This window comes from Ferruginibacter profundus, from assembly GCF_054783275.1.
On sequence record NZ_BAAGQW010000002.1, the window covers coordinates 1,542,818 to 1,565,654 of the forward strand.

22 protein-coding genes are annotated in these 22,837 nt (G+C 39.1%); 15 read left to right on the forward strand and 7 right to left on the reverse strand.

The annotated features are described in order from the left end of the window. Nucleotides 1-287 precede the first annotated feature (287 nt). On the reverse strand, nucleotides 288-491 hold the full coding sequence (locus tag ACYVM0_RS16685; protein ID WP_460558737.1) for a hypothetical protein: 204 nt from the start codon (nucleotides 489-491) through the stop codon (nucleotides 288-290). A gap of 272 nt (nucleotides 492-763) precedes the next feature. Between ACYVM0_RS16685 and ACYVM0_RS16690 the strand changes: the two genes are divergently transcribed. The 7 genes from ACYVM0_RS16690 (at nucleotide 764) to ACYVM0_RS16720 (ending at nucleotide 9,171) form a co-directional block, all read left to right on the forward strand. Further along, nucleotides 764-1,447 carry an outer membrane beta-barrel protein gene (locus ACYVM0_RS16690; protein WP_460558739.1) on the forward strand — a complete coding sequence of 228 codons (684 nt, stop codon included), beginning with the start codon at nucleotides 764-766 and terminating at the stop codon, nucleotides 1,445-1,447. 97 nt (nucleotides 1,448-1,544) lie between these two features. Further along, entirely contained in the window at nucleotides 1,545-1,964 is a 420-nt protein-coding gene (locus ACYVM0_RS16695; protein ID WP_460558741.1) for a very short patch repair endonuclease, read from the forward strand. A 112-nt stretch (nucleotides 1,965-2,076) separates the two neighbouring features. Next, nucleotides 2,077-3,378, forward strand: a complete 1,302-nt coding sequence (dcm, locus tag ACYVM0_RS16700; RefSeq protein WP_460558743.1) for a DNA (cytosine-5-)-methyltransferase — start codon at nucleotides 2,077-2,079, stop codon at nucleotides 3,376-3,378. Then, nucleotides 3,375-4,601, forward strand: a complete 1,227-nt coding sequence (locus ACYVM0_RS16705) for a type II restriction endonuclease (protein ID WP_460558745.1) — start codon at nucleotides 3,375-3,377, stop codon at nucleotides 4,599-4,601. The genes dcm and ACYVM0_RS16705 overlap by 4 nt, the downstream gene beginning before the upstream one ends. An 84-nt stretch (nucleotides 4,602-4,685) precedes the next feature. Beyond that, the gene (locus tag ACYVM0_RS16710) at nucleotides 4,686-7,406 is read left to right on the forward strand and encodes an EcoRII N-terminal effector-binding domain-containing protein (RefSeq protein WP_460558747.1); all 2,721 of its coding nucleotides are present in this window, start codon (nucleotides 4,686-4,688) and stop codon (nucleotides 7,404-7,406) included. Next, nucleotides 7,406-8,179, forward strand: a complete 774-nt coding sequence (locus ACYVM0_RS16715; protein ID WP_460558749.1) for a hypothetical protein — start codon at nucleotides 7,406-7,408, stop codon at nucleotides 8,177-8,179. Before ACYVM0_RS16710 ends, ACYVM0_RS16715 begins: the two co-directional genes overlap by 1 nt. After that, complete coding sequence (locus ACYVM0_RS16720) at nucleotides 8,179-9,171, forward strand: ComEC/Rec2 family competence protein (RefSeq protein WP_460558751.1); 993 nt, start codon at nucleotides 8,179-8,181, stop codon at nucleotides 9,169-9,171. Before ACYVM0_RS16715 ends, ACYVM0_RS16720 begins: the two co-directional genes overlap by 1 nt. Nucleotides 9,172-9,211: 40 nt before the next feature. Here the strand turns inward: ACYVM0_RS16720 and ACYVM0_RS16725 are convergent, their stop codons facing one another. After that, complete coding sequence (locus tag ACYVM0_RS16725) at nucleotides 9,212-9,640, reverse strand: XRE family transcriptional regulator (protein WP_460558753.1); 429 nt, start codon at nucleotides 9,638-9,640, stop codon at nucleotides 9,212-9,214. A 362-nt stretch (nucleotides 9,641-10,002) separates the two neighbouring features. On the opposite strand from ACYVM0_RS16725, the gene ACYVM0_RS16730 reads away from it, so the two are divergent. Together ACYVM0_RS16730 and ACYVM0_RS16735 are read left to right on the forward strand one after the other, a co-directional pair. Further along, on the forward strand, nucleotides 10,003-10,611 hold the full coding sequence (locus tag ACYVM0_RS16730) for a hypothetical protein (RefSeq protein ID WP_460558755.1): 609 nt from the start codon (nucleotides 10,003-10,005) through the stop codon (nucleotides 10,609-10,611). A gap of 3 nt (nucleotides 10,612-10,614) precedes the next feature. Then, nucleotides 10,615-11,439 (forward strand): hypothetical protein, encoded by an 825-nt coding sequence (locus tag ACYVM0_RS16735; RefSeq protein WP_460558757.1) that lies wholly within the window; start codon nucleotides 10,615-10,617, stop codon nucleotides 11,437-11,439. A gap of 407 nt (nucleotides 11,440-11,846) precedes the next feature. Here the strand turns inward: ACYVM0_RS16735 and ACYVM0_RS16740 are convergent, their stop codons facing one another. Beyond that, entirely contained in the window at nucleotides 11,847-12,404 is a 558-nt protein-coding gene (locus tag ACYVM0_RS16740; protein WP_460558759.1) for a helix-turn-helix domain-containing protein, read from the reverse strand. A gap of 195 nt (nucleotides 12,405-12,599) precedes the next feature. After that, a complete protein-coding gene (locus tag ACYVM0_RS16745; RefSeq protein ID WP_460558761.1) occupies nucleotides 12,600-12,845 on the reverse strand; it encodes a hypothetical protein in 246 nt (81 codons plus the stop codon). A gap of 266 nt (nucleotides 12,846-13,111) precedes the next feature. Here ACYVM0_RS16745 and ACYVM0_RS16750 point away from each other — a divergent pair, with 266 nt between their 5' ends. The 3 genes from ACYVM0_RS16750 (at nucleotide 13,112) to ACYVM0_RS16760 (ending at nucleotide 14,512) form a co-directional block, all read left to right on the forward strand. After that, entirely contained in the window at nucleotides 13,112-13,456 is a 345-nt protein-coding gene (locus ACYVM0_RS16750) for a hypothetical protein (RefSeq protein ID WP_460558763.1), read from the forward strand. 374 nt (nucleotides 13,457-13,830) lie between these two features. After that, the gene (locus ACYVM0_RS16755) at nucleotides 13,831-14,109 is read left to right on the forward strand and encodes a hypothetical protein (protein ID WP_460558765.1); all 279 of its coding nucleotides are present in this window, start codon (nucleotides 13,831-13,833) and stop codon (nucleotides 14,107-14,109) included. A 223-nt stretch (nucleotides 14,110-14,332) separates the two neighbouring features. Beyond that, entirely contained in the window at nucleotides 14,333-14,512 is a 180-nt protein-coding gene (locus ACYVM0_RS16760) for a hypothetical protein (protein WP_460558767.1), read from the forward strand. A 501-nt stretch (nucleotides 14,513-15,013) separates the two neighbouring features. Here the strand turns inward: ACYVM0_RS16760 and ACYVM0_RS16765 are convergent. Further along, nucleotides 15,014-15,817 carry a histone H1-like repetitive region-containing protein gene (locus tag ACYVM0_RS16765; protein WP_460558769.1) on the reverse strand — a complete coding sequence of 268 codons (804 nt, stop codon included), beginning with the start codon at nucleotides 15,815-15,817 and terminating at the stop codon, nucleotides 15,014-15,016. A 128-nt stretch (nucleotides 15,818-15,945) separates the two neighbouring features. Here ACYVM0_RS16765 and ACYVM0_RS16770 point away from each other — a divergent pair, with 128 nt between their 5' ends. Further along, complete coding sequence (locus ACYVM0_RS16770; protein WP_460558771.1) at nucleotides 15,946-16,800, forward strand: ChaN family lipoprotein; 855 nt, start codon at nucleotides 15,946-15,948, stop codon at nucleotides 16,798-16,800. Nucleotides 16,801-17,090: 290 nt separating this feature from the next. On the opposite strand, the gene ACYVM0_RS16775 is transcribed toward ACYVM0_RS16770, so the two are convergent. Beyond that, complete coding sequence (locus ACYVM0_RS16775; protein ID WP_460558773.1) at nucleotides 17,091-19,424, reverse strand: WG repeat-containing protein; 2,334 nt, start codon at nucleotides 19,422-19,424, stop codon at nucleotides 17,091-17,093. 388 nt (nucleotides 19,425-19,812) lie between these two features. After that, nucleotides 19,813-20,646, reverse strand: a complete 834-nt coding sequence (locus tag ACYVM0_RS16780) for a DUF6159 family protein (protein WP_460558775.1) — start codon at nucleotides 20,644-20,646, stop codon at nucleotides 19,813-19,815. Between the two features lie 1,133 nt (nucleotides 20,647-21,779). Here ACYVM0_RS16780 and ACYVM0_RS16785 point away from each other — a divergent pair. Further along, a complete protein-coding gene (locus ACYVM0_RS16785; RefSeq protein ID WP_460558776.1) occupies nucleotides 21,780-22,361 on the forward strand; it encodes an RNA polymerase sigma factor in 582 nt (193 codons plus the stop codon). A 109-nt stretch (nucleotides 22,362-22,470) separates the two neighbouring features. Beyond that, nucleotides 22,471-22,833: a hypothetical protein gene (locus ACYVM0_RS16790; protein WP_460558778.1), complete on the forward strand. Its 363-nt coding sequence runs from the start codon at nucleotides 22,471-22,473 to the stop codon at nucleotides 22,831-22,833. Nucleotides 22,834-22,837 lie beyond the last annotated feature (4 nt).

The following is a 22,837-nucleotide window of genomic DNA, read 5'->3' on the forward strand; positions in this document are numbered from 1 at the left end:
TCTATGCCAAAACCCTCTTTTTAATACCAACGCCTTTTTTAGAGGTGCAAAAAACCTTTCGCCGGTTATGCATAAAAAAAAGCAGCCCTGTAATATTTACAAGACTGCTTTACTATAATTCAATTACTCTTTTCCCTCCGCCTCTCATTACCCTTTCTACCTTAAATACCTTATATACTTTACATACTTTATATACCTCAATGCCTTAAATGGTCACACCCCTACATACCTTATACACCCTACATACCTTAAATACCTCAAATGCCTTAAATGGTCACACTCCCTCCCTACTTCTTATGCTTCTTCGTATGCTTCATATGCTTGTGCTTATGTTTATGCTTGTGCTTTTCGTACTTTGCCTTTTTATCTTTTTTGTTTTGTTTAATACCACTGTGTGCCACTTTTTGTGGTGGTTGCTGCGTTATATCCCGGCCAAAGCTAAAGCTGCATATTGCCAAGCTAAGCGCCAGAAACAGGGTTATCTTTTTCATAACAGTAAAAATTAATTTTTTTATACCGGCAATATTGCCTGCCCTGTAACAGACAATAGCCATGCCAACAAACGCTGCGGCAGTTAAGCGGTAGTTATTTACAAATTGGGGTGCGCCTGCACCCAAAATAATCGGGAACAGGCGAAGGCCTCCGTTGATAACCGTCATTACCCCTGTTGCCTTTAATCATTGCTACCGCTTACTGTTGCAGCCTACATTGTACCAGCAAAAAGACGATAGTGTGTAACAGGTAAACAATTAAATGCAGCGTTATGAAAAAGCTATTAATTATGGCAATAGCATTGCTGGTAAGTGGTGCATTGCAGGCACAGGAAACTGCTGCCAAAACAGAAAAAAAATCCTTCCTGGTATTACATGGCGGTGCGGCATTGCCCGTTGGCGATTTCAGCAGCAACAATACCGGTAACGATAAGGCTGGTTTTGCCACCACCGGCTATACCATTAACCTTAACTATGGTTACCACTTCGAAAAAACAGCCGGCATTACCGCCAGTGTTTTTTACAACCATTACAATACCCATAACTTTTCCATGTCGTTTGTAGAGGGTACCGGCACTATTGCGCTGGATATGGACCACTGGAAATTTTATGGCATTACCGCCGGCCCAATGCTTAGTATTGAGGTAAGCCCTGCCGTTTGTGCCGACCTTAAAGTAATGGGAGGTATAGCCAACGCCAACTCGCCCAAAATTACCTACCAGGGTATAGTAATGGCCGAGGGCGACTGGAGCTGGGCACCCATTATACAGGGTGGTGTAAACCTGCGTATAAACACCGGCAGCCCCGTATTTGTATTTGTAAATGCCGATTACCAGTACCTTAAACCAAAGTTTACCTACAACTACAGCAATATTGGCGATCAGCAGGTAACCGATAAAATTGCCCAGCCTATAAGTGCTGTAAACGCAAGTGCAGGTATTGGCATTAATTTTTAAGGCTTATACAGTGTTTTTAACAGGCACTCCCGGACCGTATCCCGGGAGTTTTTTATATACACCCCATAAACCTTGCGTAGTGCCGTAACTTTATACCATGGCAGATGTGCATGATAAAAAAACCAGGAGCTACAATATGAGCCGCATTAAAGGCAAGGATACAAAGCCCGAAATGCTGGTGCGCAGGTTTTTGCATGCCCATGGTTTTCGTTATAAACTGCACGATAAAAAATTACCGGGCAAACCGGATATAGTGTTACCAAAATACAAGACGGTGATTTTTGTGCATGGGTGTTTTTGGCATGGACATGAGGGATGTAAGTATTATGTAGTGCCAAAGACCCGAACGGAATGGTGGCGCAACAAAATCAATAAGAACAAATTGAAGGATCATATTGCCATGCAGACATTGAGGTTGGAAGGTTGGATGGTGTTAGAGATTTGGGAGTGTGAATTAAAGAACTCTAAAAGTGAAACGACCTTAGATGCAATAATAAATAACATATTAAACAAATAATGTTGCATAATGGAAGATAAAAGTTCCAAATGTTTCAAATAAGTTCCAAATAATTTGGTTTTAGCTAAAAAATTTAGTTACTTGCGACATAATGTCAAAAATCGTCCCAGTTATGACTAATGAATTTGCAAGGCTATTAGAAGCCACAGGATTAAACTGCAAAGAAGCATCTGAAAAATTAGGTGTTGCAGAACGTACAATATATAGATGGTCAAAGGGAGACACTTCTCCTAAACCTGTAGTAATTAATCATTTGAAAGATTTGGTGTTAAATGCAAACAACATTCACCGAATGCCAGCAGCAGATTCTTTCAATTATATAGATTTGTTTGCAGGAATTGGCGGTTTTAGAAAAGCCTTCGACGCAATAAATGGGAATTGTGTTTTTACAAGTGAGTGGGATAAAGCATCCAGACTAACTTATCAAGCAAACTATGTATCCTCCCCCGAACACATATTTGCTGGCGATATAAGAGAATATACAAAAGACCCCGAAAGCTTAGACAGAATACCAGCTCATGATTTATTAGTTGCTGGATTTCCATGCCAACCCTTCTCTTTAGCTGGAGTTTCTAAAAAGAACTCAATTGGAAAAGCACACGGGTTTAAATGTGATACACAAGGAACATTATTTTTTGATGTAGCTCAAATACTTGACCATCATCGACCTGCGGCATTCTTATTGGAAAACGTAAAGAATCTTTTAAGCCATGATGAAAAGCGAACATTTAAGGTCATTCATGATGTTCTTACAAAAGAATTAAAGTATAACGTTTCGTTTAGAATTATAGATGGGAAAAGCTGGGTACCTCAGCATAGAGAAAGAATATTTATAGTTGGGTTTAAAGAAGACCTTGGCTTTAATCTGAATAATTTGGTGCTTCCTGGTACAGCATTGGGGCCCAAGCTTGGTTCTATCCTTCATAAAAAAAATGGATTGGAAGAAGAGGAATTACCATACACCGAAAATGGTAAAGTCGCAGATAAGTACACCTTAAGTGAAAGACTGTGGGATTTTTTAAAATCTTATAAGGAAAAGCATGCACTAAAAGGTAATGGTTTCGGATTTGGTCTATTTGGACCAGATGATGTCGCTCGTACTTTATCTGCACGATACTACAAAGATGGCTCGGAGATTTTGATTGAACAGAAAGGAAAAAGACCCAGAAGACTTACACCAAGGGAATGTGCAAGAATAATGGGCTTTGATTTGCCTAATGAGTCAAATTTTAAAATTCCAGTTTCTGATACACAAGCATATAGACAATTTGGAAATTCAGTAATTGTGCCCGCAGCGAAAACTGTGGCTGAGTATATGAAACCATATATCATGGAGGCTATTCGTATACAAAACAGTAATCAATTAGCCATTCCTTTCCAACAGGCCAATCGAAATTTTAAAAAGGCGATATGAACAGTGGCTACCTATCCACATATTTTGAAGTAGTAATTGCTAAAACATTAAGTGCTGTAGAAGCTAATCGATCTTCATCAAATCAACATGAATTTAATGGTACAAAGCAATTAAAAAGAGTAATTCGCACAACAGAAACTGCTCAATTTCCCACTAAGTTCATTTGGATGGGCGAGGAAAATGAAGCTGTAGCTGCGGATTCTACTGTAAGTTGGTATGATGCAAGAAAAGGGAATCCCAATCGTAGTGCAGAGTTCCGATTATATTTCCAAAATAATCCAGCCATTGAATTAGCTAAAGAAGGCGATACAATGTTCATTGCCCGAAGAACTGACGACACGTTATTAATAATAATAACTCCACCCGGCAGTACTATTGAAAGACAGCTTTATTGGCTATTCAATTTGTCCTCTCCCCAAGGAAATTTATTCTCAGTATCTGAGATTGATTTTGCTTCAAATATGGAGATTGATTTCTCAGCACGTTTTATACTTGAAGAATTAGGCATTGAAGTAGAGGAACCAGAAAATGACGTAATCGATCGTTTATTAGAAAAATTTGTTGGAGCGTTCCCGACAACCGCAGAATTTTCTGCCTATGCGAGAGAGACCATAACAGAAAAATATAGTATCCATGAAGATCCAGACCATGCATTGATGTCTTTACTACTATGGGAAGAAAAACTTTTTCGCCGCCTGGAAAGATACAATGTAAGCCTTCGCTTAAAAGATGGTTTTAAAACAGAGGACGTTGATGGCTTTCTCAATTTTTCGCTTAGTGTTCAAAACAGAAGAAAATCGAGAGCGGGAGCTGCATTGGAAGATCATGTAAATTTTATCTTTCAAAAAGCGGGTATTCATTTTTCAAAAGGGCAAAAAACAGAAAATAAAGCAAAACCGGATTTTATATTTCCAAACATCACTTTATACCACGATAAAGAATTCCCATCTAATCTTCTAACCATGCTTGGGGCGAAGACCTCATTAAAAGATCGTTGGCGTCAAGTACTATCTGAAGCGGAGCGGATTTCTTTAAAACATCTTTTAACTTTAGAACCTGGTATTAGCGAAAATCAAACTGATGAAATGAAGGCAAAAAATCTTCAATTGGTATTACCTAAGGAAATTCACCAGACTTTTACCAATAAACAAAAAGATTGGCTAATTACTTTTAAAGATTTTATTAGCATTGTCAAAGAAAAACAAATCAGATCTTTTTCATAATTTACTCTTGCATCTCTTTGACTTCTAAAATAGAATCAATATATTTAACGAACTATTGCTTTACAAGTTAAATACGAAAACTTAATGAATCAGGAACTACAGAGTGCAATAGATGCAGTTAAAGCAAATCAGTACAGCTTTTGCAAGTTTATTTCATCTAATGATGCCGGTGCAACAGGCGCCCACCAAGCTGGTTTATATATTCCCAAGAATTCTATTGATCTTATTTTTGATGAGCCTGGTAAAATCGGAGAAAATAAAGAAAAATTTGCAAATATTGAATGGACAGACGGGACCATTGCAAATTGTCGTTTTATTTATTATGGACAAGGCACTAGAAATGAATATAGAATTACCAGGCTTGGAAAATCTTTTAACGTAGGCGAACTTGTTATAATTGTAAAGAAGAACGAAGCTCAATATTTAGGGTTCTTGTTGCAGACAGAAAGCGACAAGATTGGCTTCCTTGGTAAATTCAATTTAGAAGAAAAGGATACAAACAAATTAATAGAGAAAAATAACTCTCACCCAGTTGTACCAATAAATTCTATAATGTCTAACGAGACTAGTTCTCAAGTCGAGACTCATGAAATAAATTTTAAGCCTAAGGCGCATATATTAGTATTGCTTGGGGAGGAATTAATCAAAAGTCCAGTAATGGCAATTTATGAACTGATTAAAAATGGTTATGATGCTGACGCCAAGACAATTGATGTAACATTTCATGAAATTGAGAATATTGATAATGCATGGATAGAAATTAAAGACAATGGGACCGGAATATCTGAAGATGTTCTTCAAAATGTCTGGTTTGAACCAGGCACTGATTTTCGTAAACCTATGAATGAATCAGGAAAAAGGGCAATTAAGCGAAGTCCAATATATAATCGCATCCCAATGGGAGAAAAAGGCGTTGGGCGTTTTGCGGTTCATAAGCTGGGAAATAAAATAAAATTAATATCCCGCCCTTCAAAGGTGATTGTAGATGCAAATGGCAACAATTTAAAAAATGAAATGCTGAATTATGAGTTGACAGTCGACATTGACTGGCGTAAATTTTCTCAAAGTAAATACCTTGATGATGTAATTATAGAATGGGGTAAAAATTATGATCAAAATACTTTTTTATTCAAAGAATCGTCTGGCACTTTTATCCAAATAGATAGTTTAAAAGAAGAATGGACTAGGGGCATGGCTCGGCAATTGAAAAGACAGACCTTATCAATGTTATCTCCTAAAAATGATTCAAATAAATTTTCAATAAATCTGGATTTTGGGAACTGGTGGTTGAATAATATACCAGAAACGACTTCGCTTTTAAAGATTGCTCCTTATAAACTAACTGTTTTTGTTGACAAGGATTACAATATGACTTTTGATTACGACTTTAAATTAATCAACAACAAGGAATTGGGTGACAGAAGTATTAACAAAAAAACTGAAAATTTAACTGACAGAAAAAAATATGAATATAATATTAAAGGTGAACTGAAACCTTTTTTTAGAGACGCTTTAGAATTGCTTGAGTACGATAAGCCTGCAATTGAAAATATAATTTATGAATTCGACATTGCAGAATTACCATATGGGAATCTTATGATTGAGTTATTTTCATATGATTTAGACTCTGATTCCTTAAGAGATATAACAACTAGTCCCAAATTAATAAGAGATCTGCTAAAAGATCATTCGGGTATCAAAGTTTTTAAAGGGGATCTAAGGGTCTATGACTATGGAGACCCTGGAGATGACTGGTTAGGTCTTGATATTAAGCGTGTAAATAATAAAGAATGGTTTTCTAATAATCAAATAATAGGTTACGTTTATCTTGATGCTGAGACTTCTGGATCTTTAATCGAAAAAACTAACAGGGAAGGATTTATTAATAATTATGCATATGATAATCTCACTGTCGTCCTAGATTTTATTCTTTCAGCATTTATGGCTGAAAGGCAATCAGATAGGCAGAGATGGTTACAGTTTAACAAAAAAGGAAATACACAAAATACATTTGCAAATCAATTAACGGGGTTTAAAGAACTAATTACTAGTTCCGGAATCGATGAAAATAGCCAAGCCTTGCTGTTGGAAGAAGCAAATAGAGTGGAAGAAAAATACGAGCAAGATAAAAATGCTTTATTGATTCCTGCAGGAGTTGGAATGACGGCTTCATTTGCCATGCATGAAATTGAAAAACTCATTCCCAGAATGCAGGAAAGTGTAAAAGAAAACCCTTTAAATAAATTTAAACTCACTACTCAAGTTGAAGAATTGAAAGATTATTCCGAAGGATTATTGTCAGTATTGAAGAAAAGTTCTAATATAGCTATTCCGGTATTAGAATGTGTTAATCAGGCTTTAAATAATTATTCATCGAGAATTAATTCAAGAAACATCCAGATTGATACGGACTACGATGATAATATTGGTGAAATAATTTGCGATAAAAGATTATTTATCACAATTTTAATGAATATTATAGATAATAGTATTTACTGGCTTGATACCACTTTTAAAAATTTTAAAGGAATTTATATTAGCATTAGAAAATTAGAGAAAGGTATATCTATAATTATCGCAGATAATGGACCGGGATTTAAGGAAAAAGTAGAAGATATTATACGCCCTTATTATTCTCGAAAAAAGAATGGCATTGGTATTGGAATGTATCTAGTTGATACTGTAATGATTCAATATGGCAGATTGAATTTTTTATTTGATAAAGAATATTTACTTTCTAAAGGAATTCCTGAAAAATATAAAGGAGCTGTAGTTGAACTAATATTTAATAAAAATCAAAACTAATGGAGGAAGCAGAAATTGAATTAATTGAATTTGGCTCACAAGTCGCTATAATCGACGATAATTATCAAGATGCTCAACCAATTGAGGATGCTTTTAATAATCTGAATGTCGGTAATCAGTACTTTAAAGTCGACTATATTCAGCCCAAATATCCTGGTCATCCTTTAGGAAATGTAAAACTTGTTTTTTTAGACTTATATTATGATGAAGGTTATGGTGCAGATTTTAATCCTTATTGGTGTGCAGAATGGCTTAAACATATTGTCCCTGAAGGAAGAAAATACACATTAGTTGTATGGTCTAAAGATATACGTTTAACTAATATCCTTCTACAAACTATAGTTGAAGTTGGTGCTCCCTATCCATCAGTGTTGGATCGAAAAAGTAAACCAGATTATCTTAAAGATAATATTCAGGATAATATAGAAAAGATGCTCGGTGAACTAGGAATTAAACTAAAAGAAATAGAAATAGATATTCACGAATTTCATGGGAAGATACTAGAAATTGAGGATGACGCTGTATTAATAAACTGTCTAATAAATGAAGATCCAAAAGTTTTTGAAATCAGACGATTTGATTTACTACCTTTTCAAGATCATATTGATTTAAAAATTGGAAATTTTGTACATATAAAAATTACTACTAAACCAGGTTCAAGGACTATCGATTTTTCAAACGTACAAGATAATCTAAGTAATAAATTTACCAAACCAGATGAAGAAAACTTCGAAGATGAAGAGACTATTGACTGGCTAAACCCTTCCAAATAATGAAAATATCATTTAAAGATGTTGGTCAAGGAGATTCTATTGTTATTGAATGGAAGGATGCAGAGGGAATAGAAAAAATTGGCATCATAGATTGCAAGTTAAAAGGCAAAATAAATCCCGTACTTGAGTATATTAAATCAAGTAAGTACAAAGAGATATCATTTCTTATTTTATCTCATCCGCATGAGGATCATTACTCTGGCTATTTAGAATTATTGAACTACTTAGAAGATTCAAAAATTCCGATTATAAGATTTGGACATACTTTAGGATTTAATGGGGTTAAATCATATTGGAAATATTTTGAAGTAAATACAAGAGCTACGGATGTTATTACGAAAATAAAAAAGAAATGGTTTGCATTAAACAAAATTGGATTAATTAAACAAATAAGCGTTCTTATCGTAAATGTGACAATACCTATTGACAAGCATGTTTCAATTACTTGCATTTCTCCTTCTCATTCCGATATTGAAGAATATCAAAAAAGAGTTAAACTTGATGATGTTAAGAATGAAAAAGAAGCAAGTCGTGCCGCTAATCTTCTTTCCACAATGTTAAAATTAACATTTGATGGTTTTAATTACCTGCTCACTTCTGATATTGAGAATTTTGCTTTTAATGGTGCTTTGGAACGTGAGTCACATTATTTCAAAAATGTAAAGTTTCACCTATGTCAATTAGCTCATCACGGTTCGGCTAAAAACTACGATCCAGAATTTTGGAAAAAAATCGAATCTTTTAAAATACAGAATGCAATTGCATCTGCAGGAAATGGTTATAGACATCCCTCTTATAAAGTACTTAAAGCTTTTCATGATGAAGGGTATAAAGTTTATAGCACTAATATAGTTAATGGAATGCGGGATTTTGTGAAAATGCTTGAAAAAAAATCTAAAAAGATTGACACTTTTAGTACACTCGCTGAAGAATACCTAACATCCAATGATAGAATATTCGAAATACAAGATGGATTTGTCAAACTTGTATAAATAATTATTGAACATACTGTGTCACAATTAAAATAGTAAACTACTTCTTCATCTCCAACATCTTCTCTAACAACGCAATCTTCTCATCCTTCTCTTTCAGTAAAGCTACTTGCAGGTTTTTAATTTCTTCCAATGCCTCCACTAATTTTTCATTATAGTTAAATGAGCATTCATTATTGGTAGCACCATGACCAACTGCTGCTGCATTCATATTCGAACCTTCAAAATTGTTCTGGATATTAATTATAGCTCTCTCCTCATCAAAATTCTTTATCGCCACTGCAGGCACTTTAAATATACCAGCCACCTGCTCCAGCAAGGCATCGTCTATCACTTCTTTACTTTCTAACAGCGATATTTTCTTTTGGTTCCAGTCTTCGCCCATGCTCAGGGCCAGGCTCTCCTGCTTAATGCCCAGCATTTCTCTAAATCGTTTTACATTGCGGCCATGGTGTATGGTATTGCTCATATATACGGTGTTAAGTGCATTACAAATATACTGTGTTTCTATATTCTGCCAGGCAATAAATCCGCTGCGGCAGCAAAAATTACCCGGCCTGCGTAGCGGTATAAAATATCTGCCCCGGGGGATAGATTATCCGCCATAATTTTTTGCGGCTATGCCTGGGCGTGGTTACTTTGTATACTACTTAAAAAAAATCAGATACTGCGGCACAACCCCTTCGTACAGATACACCGGCTACCCCAATTAATTTTTTTTAAACCTTTTTTTTTACCAGCAGCACCTGCCATTGGGCAGCATGGCCAAAGCGGTTTGTAACAGCCCGCTAAGCCCGTACCCGGTGGCATGCTGCACAACCCTGTATGCTTATGCCCATACCCTGTACTGCAAACAAAGAGCTGCACTATGCCTTGCACAGCATTAAAGATTTTTTTATGGCTGTTGAGGTGCAGCATGCCACTGCCGAGGCCGGCAACCTGGTAGCAGCCGCCGCCAGTAACAAATGCTATAAAAACGGCAGCGGCAGCAACCTTATATTTTTTATTAAGCAGCTGCAGGGGCTTATGGCTGCGGCCTTTACCATTAGCAATACTTACCCCCTGCTCCATGAGGCTATTGTGCCGCCCGATAAGGCCACGGGCCTGCCCGATATAGGCAAGCAACAGCATTTTGCGCAGCCGGCCGGTATACCGGCATGGGTGGCTTTTCCGCGGCACCTTAGCGCCGGGCAATACTGCAACCCCTATAAGGCCATTAAAAAATTTACCGGCCACTGCACGCAGGCGGCATGGCAAAATATTTTGGAAGATATGCTGGAGTATGCCCTCAGCCGCTGCCCCGCCGATGAAGAGTATGCTGCAGGCAAACTACTGCTTATACGCCTGCGCCTGCTGCAGCTTATTGAGGCCTGCCACCTTATTTACATACGCACCATGTGCAATACCAAACCGCTAAAAAAAATCACCAAAAAAAAATAAAAAATGATGGCCCCTTTACCGCACCCCGCCACTACTGCACCTGAAGCAACACTGCTGCAATTAATACAGCAGGCCGCACCCGTACAAACGGTATACATACTGGGCCAGGCCCATACGCAGCTGCATACCAGCGGCATTTTTTTGCCCGGTGGCGGCAGCACCCGGCAGCCCGTACACTACTGGCTGCTGGTATTATTTGATGCTGCCACAGGCCTTACCGCCAACCTGGTGCAGGAAAAAATAGAAAACGCCTGCCGCAGGTACCTACCGGTTACGGCTATGGTATTTACCGGCCACCGGTTTAGCAGCTGGCTGGCCACCGGCCGGCGCTTTGCCTGCACCGTTATACAGCAGGCTACGCTGCTGTACAGCCATACCGGCATGCCCCTTACCACCGCGGCCACACCGCAGGCAGCTGAGCCCTGCGGGCAAAGCCGGTATACACAAGGCCTTAATACAGTAAATGAATGTATTGCCGGTGCCGCATTGTACCAGCTGAGGAGGCAAAATAAAATGGCCGCTTGCATGCTGCAGCAGGCCACCGTAAAGGCCCTGCATACCCTACTGCTGCAGGCTACGGGCCTGCATTTTGCCACCCCCAATATTAATAAACTGCTGCGCTATGCCGCCCTGGTAAACAGTACAATAGCCGCCCACATACTTAACCCCGGCCAGCCCGGCACCAACTGGCACCAGCTGCTGCAGCAGGCACATATTACTACCACTAACCCCATGGCCTACACTATTACCACGGCCCAACTGCAGCAGCTTACCCAAAAAGTAAAAGCCCTGCAGCAATTACTGCACGGCCATACTGCGGCGTTGTAAACGGCAGCGCTTGTACAATTACCCGGAAAAAAACAGCCCTTGCAACCACCGGGCCTTTTACAGGCATACAGGCAAGCAATAAGCCACCGGGTATTGCATAGCTACTGCACTAACGCCCATGGCTACCTTACGGCCATACCTGGTTTACGCCGTACCTGCCTTATTACAAATACAGGGTTACTCCGTACCACACAGGGGGTTACTCCGTACCAAAGCCAGGCAAGGGCCGTATAAACCGTAGGGTACAGCCCACCGGCACCCTCCCCTACCCCACACAAAAAAAGATCAGCCAATTACTCAGCTGATCTTTTTTATCACCCCTGGCCCGCAATACAAACTGTAGTAAATAATTGCCGGCCCTTTTCCTGTACACTATATATGTAGAGTTGTTGTGCGTACCTGTTGCGCTATGCCGATAGGCGCATCAGCTGTTCGCCCTGCAGCGCCTTATAATCGCTGGCGGTAATGCCCGTTACTTTTTTAAACTGTGCCGATAGGTGGGCCACACTGCTGTAATTCATTTTACTGGCAATTTCGCTGAGGATATAATTTTCGGCCACCAGCATGTTCTTTACTTTTTCTATCCGTTGTTCAATAATGTAGCGCTCAATCGTCATATGGCATTGCTGCGAAAACAGGTTGGCCAGGTAGGTATAACTATAATTGAGGCGCTGGCTTAAATAACAACTGAATTTTATAGCCGGTGGTTCGGCATCCCAGTACACCGTTTCGTGAATAATGTTTTTTACTTTTTGTATCAGCAGGCTTTTTTTATCAATGATAATTTCAAGCCCGGTTTCTTTTAATGCATTGTCCAGCAGTCGCAATTGGTATTGCAATACTCTTCCTTTAATCATGGCCTGGCCCTGCGTAACCCAGGCAACATCTAATCCTAAATTGGTTAAAATATTATTTACAATTATTTCGCAACGCTGGCAAACCATATTTTTTATGTTGATAAGCATATGTTTGTTCGTTTAGTTAAATAATATTGTTTACACTATACCATAAATAATAACCGTGCCAAAAAAACTACCCCTTCAATTTTTTACCGTTTTTTAATAAGTGGTTGTTTACATAATTTCACTGTAACTTTTTTTTTACTCCCCTATGACATACGGCGAAAAAATGCGGGGAATTATATAAACCCCAAAGGCTTTTCAGGGCCTGGCATTTTTACTGGGTTTAACAAAAAGTTTTAATACTATTTTAATGTGGTATGGCGATGGTGCCTGCCTGGCACTATAATAAAATCGTTTGCAGGCTGCACATTTGGCGGCAGATAATACTCCTTTATCAGTAAGCATAAAAATAGTATAGCAGTAGTGACCATTGGTGGTTGCTGTTACCACCGTGGCCGGTGTCATCCGTAGTTGGTGTCTTTCGCCATGGCCCGGCTTCTTCACCGAACATGATAACTGAGGTGGTTGATGACAACAGCAAATGCGGCACTAATAGCAGGAGAATCACAGTAAATGGAACCGGTTGTATACCATAAATTTACCAGTTACAATCACTAAAAATTAATTATATTTGAGTATGGAAAGAAACCTTAAAATAGTACGCCTGAAGGATAAAAGTACAGACTTTCTCTATTGGACTTCGAGGAGTGAAATTGAAAGACTTCAGGCAATTGAAACGCTAAGGTTACAATACATAAATTATAAAAAAGATGTTCAGTCAAGACTTCAGAGAGTTTATAGAATTGTTAATAAAAAACAAGGCTGAATATTTAATTGTAGGCGGTTATGCAGTTGGTATACATGGCCACCCCAGGTACACAGGTGATTTAGATATCTGGCTAAATCCCAGTCCGCAAAATGCTGCGCTCATTTTAAGAACTGTAAATGAATTTGGATTTTCATCTTTCAACCTCACTGAAACTGATTTTACAAAACCAGGAAATGTTATACAATTAGGCTACCCACCTTTAAGAATTGACTTACTAACAGAAATAGATGGTGTAACTTTTGAAGATTGTTATAAAACAGGAAAGAAGTACCCATGGATGGCTTGATAGTTAATTTCATTGGCTACAACGACTTGCTAAAAAATAAAAAAGAAACCGGGCGCCCAAGAGATATAGATGATATAGATAATCTCTCATAAAATACTGCTTGTAATAAAGTCCGTATTAACGTAAGTAAATGGGTTTCTCCCACCATGGCCGGCGTCTTCACCGAACATGATAACTGAGGTGGTTGATGACAACAGCAACCATTGTGAAGTGGTTGGTGAGGACACCAACCACGGGTGTGAAAAATACACCGGCCACAAAACACCCCTTATCCACACGCTACACACATTTGGCAGGGCACACAATTCCATAACATAATCTTTACAATTTCTTTACGTTATAGTTAGAAATTTAGTACCTGAAAAAATCTATACATGCAACACAATAAAACTATCCTTACGCTTACTATTGACCTGTTGGCCAATGGCGGTTTTAACCATCTTAAAGATGATGAAATATCTGCGTTGCACCATTTGATATTACGGCTGCAGGAACCGCTGACCACCATACAGCAAAACCTGTTGCTCACCTTCTGGAACAATGCCGATGCGGCTAATTTGCCCGCCGCCTTATTGTACCGCTGTAATGCCGTGCTGCAGCAACGTGGCCGCAACCCCATTGAAGAAATGCATACGGCTATGGAAATGTATTAACATAGGGTGGGTCACCCCGGTAAGGGTGGCTCACCCGGTGAGTTATGCACGGGCCGGCAAAAAACAAAAGGGGTAAGCCCGCTTTTAAAAGATGCCCCGGCCGGTAGTAATACCACTATACATAAACTGATCATTATTCTATTGCAGCCCTACCATACATTTTGGATATTACATGCGCAATAGAAAATCTGTTGCAGCGTTTTCACCCCCATAAAATCATCCTATGAGTAAGCTTGTAACCAAAAGCAACCACAACAAAATTACCGCCACCGGTAAAAGAAAAAACAGCAGCAAACTTCGTGTATCATTTAAGGCTATGCCCGGCAAAAAAGATACCACTGGTATAGTAAGGGTATTGCATTACCAGTACCAGGAGAGCGACCTGCAGCAATTTGTTTTTTGATCGCTTCAGGGTGGGTCACCCCGGTAAGGGTGGCTCACCCGGTAAAGTATGCACAACGGTGCTATTAAGAAAACTCCCCGCACTTAAAAATAAAGCAGGGTGGGTCACCCCGGTAAGGGTGGCTCACCCGGTAAAGTATGCACAACGGTGCTATTAAGAAAATTCCCCGAACTTAAAAATAAAACCGGGTGACCCACCCTTGAAGGGGTGAGCCACCCGGTAAAGTATGCACAACGGTACTATTAAGAAAACTCCCCGCACTTAAAAATAAAGCAGGGTGCCCCACCCCGGTAAGGGTGGCTCACCCGGTAAAGTATGCATAAGGGTACTATTAAGAAAACTCCCCGCACTTAAAAATAAAGCAGGGTGACCCACCCTTAAAGGGGTGACCCACCCAAAAAAAAGATTGGCTGATCACTCAGCCAATCTTTTTTACTGCCTGTTACCAACCTGTGGTATGCTAACCGGCACTTCACCATATATAATAGAGGGAATGTGTACTTATTTACGCCATAATGGTTTTTTACCCGATGGCTTTATATTGCCCTTGGCTACTGTAGATAATTGCAGCTTACCCTGCGGATCTCCTTTAGAAGTAGCTTTTTCAAATTCATGTTTATCAAATAAAGTCAGCGGATCATCGGCAGGTACTGCAGGGGTTGCTGCTGTTTCTTCTGCTGCTACCGGTACGGTAGTTTTAATATTGGCGGCTTTTGCCACCAGGTCGTCTGCCGCTTCGGTAATAGAAGGCAATGGCACGGCAACGGGTACAGGTTCGGTTTGCGCCATTGGCAATGCAGGTATTGCTACGGGTGTGTCAACAACAGGTTTTGCCACCGGTGTTTTTGCTGCTATTGCGGTGCTGATGCTTTTTACAATGGCTTTTTTAGCTGGCTTTTTTGCAGGTGCAGGTTTAGCAATTACTTTTTTGGGAGCTATCTTTTTTACAATAGCTTTTTTAACCACCGCCTTTTTGGCTATAGCTTTTTTTACCACGGGCTTTTTTGCGGCCGCTTTTTTAGCTACTACTTTTTTAGCCACAACTTTCTTCGCTACTACTTTCTTTGCAGGTGCTTTTTTAGCCACTGCTTTTTTAGCTGTTGGTTTTTTAGGTGCCGTTTTTTTCTTTGCCACTACTTTTTTAGCCACTGCTTTTTTAGCTGCTGGTTTTTTCTTTGCTACAACTTTTTTAGCGGGGGCTTTTTTTGCAACAGCTTTTTTAGCTACAGCTTTTTTAGCTTTCCCTTTTTTTGCCACTACCTTTTTGGCTGCAGCTTTTTTTACCGTTTTGGATTTTTTTGCCATAATTGCGTTTTTAAAAACTAATGTAAAGATTTTCGGTGTAATAACCTAGCCGCTAAAATTGTACCAGTAATGTAATTGGCAGTAAAAAAATACTGTTACTGCAAATAAAAATTGCCGAACTTACGGTTATGAAAAAAATAGTATTGCTTGCCTGTTGCTTTTTGCTGGTTGTATGCGTCTCGGCGCAACATAAACCGGCTTATGTGTTATACAATGCCAAAGGTAAAAAAGTGAGTTATAAAAAAATGATGCGCCTGCTTACACAGCAGGATATTGTACTCATTGGCGAATACCATAATAATGCCATCAGCCATTGGATGGAACTGGAAATTACCAAAGATGCCAAAGCACAACGTGAACTGGTGTTAGGTGCCGAAATGTTTGAACAGGATAACCAGCCTGCACTGGATCTTTATGTACAGGGAAAATTATCTGCCAAAGGTTTAGACAGTATGGCACGCCTCTGGAAAAATTATCCAACCGATTATGCACCATTGGTAGATTTTGCTAAAGACAATCATATTGCATTTACAGCCACCAACATTCCCCGTAAGTATGCCGCTGCAGTAAGCAAAGGAGGTTTTGAGGCATTGGATACCGTACCTCCTTTTGCAAAAAACTGGATGGCACCCTTACCCATTGCCTACGATGCCGGATTGCCCGGTTATAAAAATATGCTTACCATGATGGCGGGCCACGGTACCCCCAATATGATAAAGGCACAGGCCATTAAAGATGCTACCATGGCGTATTTTATTTTACAGCATTGGGTGCCCGGCAGCTTATTCATTCATTATAACGGCAGCTATCATTCCGATAATCATGATGGCATTGTATGGCATTTACAACACAGCAAACCCGGTATTAAAATTGCTACCGTTACCACCGTAAGCCAGAAGGATGTTTTGCATTTACTGGCAGAGAATAAGGGTAAGGCAGATTTTATTATTTGTGTGGATGAGGATATGACGAATACCTATTAGTTGTCTCTTCTTCTTTTCTTGGAATGTTAGTTGGGCCACTTTTTATTTTTCTGCTCTTTCGGGCATAGGATATACCCTGTTTACTTTTTTTCTTGATACAAAAAAGTAACAAAAAAAATCAGGGCAGGAAAGATTACATCCCTTTCCTGCCGGGTAGCTATATTAAACTTTTGTACTACTGTAGCTTCAGCATTGGTAATTCTACTCTTTAATTCATAAAAGGGCCCATTCTCCCCTACTCAACAAGGTGGTTTGTAGTATGGACCTTGGAAAAAATTCCGGTAAAAAAACTACTTCACCGAAACCATGGTACTCCCCGCAGGCAGGTACCCGATGATCATATTTTTGTACACGGTACTCAGTTTATCATACATTACCGGCAACACCAGCTTACCGGCTTTGTTTATTAATCCTAACTTTTTACCCTGCTGCACTTTAGCATAACCGTTATTAAAATTCTCCACGTTATCGTACTCAAATGCAGTAATGGCTTTGCCGGCGGCATTCAGTACGCCCCATTTGCCATTTAGTTTGGCCCATATCATGTCATCATATTTTGGCAACAGGCTTTCGTATTTAAATTCAATGATGGGTTTGCCCAGGTTATTCAGCAATCCATAGCCGCTTGCTTTTTTAGCAGGGAAAGTTCCATTGGCGCCATCGGTAGCTTCAATATATTTATCGGCAGTAACCGGTTGCCCTTTTTTATTAATGAGAAAGAAATCAGTGCCCTTTTTTACCATGGTTACGCCACTGGTAAAACTGGTGGCGGCATCATACCCCGCATTGATCACTACATTGCCTGCAGTATCAATAAAACCAAATTGGTTATTGTTCTTAAACCCTGCCAGCCCTTCGGTATACAGGCCCAGCAAATCGTAAGTGGTATTGTTGATTGTTTTGCCTTCTTTGGTAATATAAAGGTATTTGCCGTACTCATTCATCACCACTATCCGGCGGTTTTTGCAGGCATAGCCTTCTTTGGCTTTAATGCTGAAAACTGTTTTGCCTGTTTTATCAATGTAATACAACATGCCGTCGTATTGCCCTTTGGTGGCTGCAATACCTTCCGAAAATGGCCCGGTGTAATAAGCAGTAAGGTCCATGATCTTATTGAAATTTTTATCGGCCAGGTAAGGCGTACTGGTAGCCGTTTCTTTTAAACCGGCAATACCTTCGCTGAAGTTAACCACCTGGTTGTATTTTTTAGCAGAGAGTTTTTTACCCGTGTAATCATAAAAAGAATAGCCGTTATCATTCACTACAAAAATGCCTTCTTCATTAAAATCGCTGATGTCGTAGCCGGGTATTTTTGTTGGCGCATTGCCGGGTAAATTCACCAGTACCATTTTGGAAAAATAGGGCAGCTTTATAGAATCTTTTACCTTATCTCCCGTAAACTTTACTCCGTACATATCCAATCCTTCCTGTTCAATGGTTTTAACGGGTTTGCCCGCTGCATCAAATATTTTTACCATGTTGGTATATATCAATGCAAAAGTATTTTTCTCAACCAGCACTCTTTTAGCAGTGTCGGGTGTTACCAGCACTTTTAATTTACCATCCAGCACGGTATACTTACCGTCTTTTTTGGCAATAAAATTATCAGCAGTGTAGCTGCCATATAATTCAACATAATCTGCAGGTAACACAAAGTCTCCCTTACTGTTAATAATACCCGAAGTGCCGCCTGTTTCTTCCACAACAGCATAGCCGTTAGCTGTAAACTCCCCTATTTTTTTATACTGCACCGGCAGTAGCATTTTGCCGGTACTGTCTGCCAAGCCGTATTTATCTTTTTGCCTTATTACAAACACACCGCCTTTTCTTTTAACGGATACATTTTCATACAAGGGTTCAATGATCATTTTACCGCTGGTATTTATAAGGCCCATTTCATCGCCACCCCTGCTGCCTTTGGATTTATATACACCGGCATAACCACCATAAAAATTTTCAGCATAAGCGTATTGCGGTGCAATTACAAAAACATTTTTAGTATTGATATAGCCATATTGTATCGCATCTTTTAAACAGGCGGGTGCAAGGCCATCACTAAAATTGGAGGCATTTTTATACAGGTTGGGGATCACCACTTTATTTTGCTTATTAATAAAACCATAACTATCATCTTTTCTAAAGTTCAGTAACCCTTCTGCACACCGGCCCAGGTAATCATATTCAACAGGTATTATTAATTTACCCGTTTTATCCACTGCACCATAAATGCTTTTATAACTTTTGGGTACGGGTTTACGCACCACTACCAGGTCTTCAGAAAAATAATCAATAGCCGAATACTCAGGTGCTGTAATAAAAGTTTTGGTTTGTGCATTATACAGGCTGAACATATCCAGCGTGTCTTTCACCACATACATATTATCCTCCATGGCACTGTACACCATCCTGTACAAAACAGGCAATACTGTTTTTTGTGTTTTTATTTCCATCAGCCCGTACCGGGTTTCGGTTTTGTTGTTGTAATTATACGGGTCTTTGTAGGTGGTAACGGTTTTATAAATACCGGCAAAGCCATCTTTATTACTCAGCCCAACAGTATAATCCTGTTGTGCAATTAATTGATTGGTTGCCAGCAGCAACAGCAGCAGTAGTGTATTTTTCATCAGAACATATTTATGGCACTAAAATAAGCCGGGTATAAAAAAGATAAATGCGTGATAGCGGGTATTTTTAAAATGCTTACAGAAGTACGGCCAGCCTTGAAACACTAATAAAATGGCCTAAGCTCTTTGTAAATAACAATAAGATTTTTTTCTCCGTTTCGCTGCAAAAAGGATTTGCTACGAAAGTACAAATCTGCCTGCCGGCAGGTTATAAAAATGCCAGGCCTTTTCCTTCGTGTCTTTGAGCCTTTGTGGCTAAATGCAATTTTGTAAAAAATTGTTTATAGTTATGCATAATAAAATTGCCAGCCTTTTATGGCTGGCAACTAAATTAAAAATTAATTGATGAAAAATGCCTGCAGCCACTGCAAAACGGCATAAAGAATTGTTATTTTCTTTCAAACAGGTTATCGATGAGTTGCTGGTTAAAGTGTTCCTGCACATTGCCATTAATATCCTGGTATACCAGGCTTACAAAAATAGTTTGTGCGGCGCTGATGATGGTCATTACAATAAAGCCCAGCAACAAACCCAATGCAATACCTGCAATGGGATTTATATAGGCTGCAATTAATGCACAAGGAATGATGATAAGTATAAAAGCAATAAACTGTATCAGCCCCAGGCTAAAAGTAGACGAAAGGCTTTCGCCCCATTTCTCCTTCATCATTTGCCCCGAACGTTTAAAGGCATCAATTGGCCCCAGCTGTTCGTAAGCAATTACCGGCACTACAAAGAATGTGGCAATACCCCAAACAAAACCTAACAGGCCGCCAACAATTTTACCCAGCCAGCCCGAGTTTTCCTGTATGGCTTTTAAAATAGTACCTACTGTTGCTGCAAATACTGCCCAGGAAAAAATAACACCAATGCGACTCATGCTAAACTTAATACCGATCATCACACTTACTTCTTCGCCCTGCAAATACAATTTGGTGCAATGTATTAATGCCATATTAAAAAACACCACCACAAAATAGTTGACCAGGTAAAACAGGAATGTAAACAGGTAGGGCACCACCTGGTTATCCGATCCGATATTCAGATTGTCCACATCCCAGCCGGCACTTGCCAGTATAGGAACAATAATGGCCGCCATTATCAGTACCATTGATACGCCTGATAAAACAGGAAAGATCAGCAGCTGTTTGTTTTTCTTTAAAACATCAAAGCTGCTCATGGTTATTTTCCATCCGTTGGAAAGCCGGGTAAACAAGTCCATAAAAAATAGATTTAGTTATCTGATAAATGTACTTCTTTTTTTCTATCAGAACCAGGCCTTCACGGCTTTTTTACAGTCACCCGGTATAGCTTAAAAGAAAAAACCCCTCACGGGGTTTTCTAAAAAAGGACTTTCAATGGTTTTCCTGTTGTAATAAAATTATTTGCCGGTCTTAAAAAGATAATTGGATGTTGAAAAAATTCTCATGCTTGAACACAACACAAATGTATACCAGCGGCTAAACCGTTTAAGTCAACCTGCATATAAATAACTTGTAGTAATAATTCTACTAAATTCTTGGTGGCAATTAAAAAGAATAAACTGTAAAGGTGTAACGAAAAAAAACCCATTGCTGGGTTTTCAGAGGAACTGATTAATGTTTTCCGGGGTTTGAATCAATTCCGTAATCTTTCAAGGGATGGATTGGATAAAAAAATATTCTTTTAGAACACAGTGTAAATGTACACTACCCATATATAAAATAGTATAGAATTTGGCGCCACTGCCTGTAGTATTTGCCCTACTTAAAAGCCTGCTGCCCTTGTTGTTGAAAATAAAAAAAGAAAACCCCGGGTTAAGGGGTTTTCAATAATGCTGATCAGTGTTTACTGTGGCTCAATGGTGGTTGGTTTCAGAGGTAAATCTGGATATTGGATATTTAATTACTAAAACATGGTGTAAAATTAACACGTTAGTAAATTACGGCATATAGACAACCTGATGGAAAACCTGTAGTAGTTATACTATCGATTTGTTTAATTTGTTTTTAGCAATAATTGTGAGCACGGCAACTGCTAAAAAAGAAAAAACCCCTGGGTCAGGGGTTTCTCAAAAATACTGGTAGTCTTTTCAAAGGGTAGACAGGATTCGTTAGTTTTCAGGGATAATGGGATTATTAACGGACGCTTTACTAAAACATTACTCAAATGTACTCCTGTGCAGCAGTATATTTTATAGCATTGGATTGAAAACCCTGTAGTACTAGCTCTACTTTAATTACAACTGCACTACAACCAGGGCTAAGCACCACATAACCAGTAAAATAGGGCTGCCCGTTAAAAAAAATTGTACCTTAAAAAATATTTTCTTTTTTATAAAACATTCTTAAAGGTGATTCGTCTTTATACCTATACATGGAAGATGCAATGACCATAGCAATACCAATGGCTGCTGAACGCAACAGAAATATTACCAATACCATCAAACTGATGAGTAAAAAGCTTTTTGGTTTTATTAAACAGCGGGTGGCCAGTACCGAAGATGCGGAAGACATTCTGCAGGATGTTTTTTACCAGTTTGCAGGTAATCCCGAGCCAATAGAACAAACCACTGCCTGGCTGTATAAAGTAGCCCGTAATAAGATCACGGATAGCTATCGCAAACAAAAACTACCACTGGCAGAAGATGTGTTGCAGGGCGGGGAAAGTGAAGACGATAGCTTTGACTGGAAGGAAGTAATGTTTACCAACGACAGCACGCCCGAAACAGACTACCTGCGTAATCTTTTTTGGGAAGAACTGAAAGCGGCTTTAGACGAATTACCTGCCGAACAACGGGACGTATTTATTCAAAACGAAATTGATGGTATTGCTTTTAAAGATATGGCGGCAGTAAGCGGAGAAAGTGTGGCCACACTCATCAGCCGCAAAAGGTATGCAGTATTGCATTTAAGAAGCAGGCTGAGTGTATTAAAAGACGAATTATTAAATTATTAAAAAAATGGCACAGAGAGACACTAAGTTCTCACAGGGCTGCACAGAGTAAAATCTCTTTGTGTTACTCTGTGTATCCTCCGGGAATCTCTGTGGAAATAAAAAAAATAACATGAAAAAATTCTGGATTAAAAAAGGAATAATGATACTGTTTTTTGGCACAATTGCTGTAACAGTATTTGGCTTGATAGTAATGGGCTTATGGAATAATATCCTGGTTCAGGTATTAAGTGTAAAAGTGATTTCATTCTGGCAGGCCCTGGGTATTTTATTGCTGAGTAAAATATTGTTTGGTGGCTTTCATGGCAGGGGCGGCTGGAGAGGTGGCCCGGCCTGGAAAGAAAAAATGAAACAACGCTGGGATAAAATGACCCCCGACGAAAGGGAAAAATTTAAAGCCGAATGGAAGAACCGCTGTGGTGGCAGGTGGGGAAGATTTGATAAAAAAGATGAAGAGACCATGATGGCGGATTAACAAC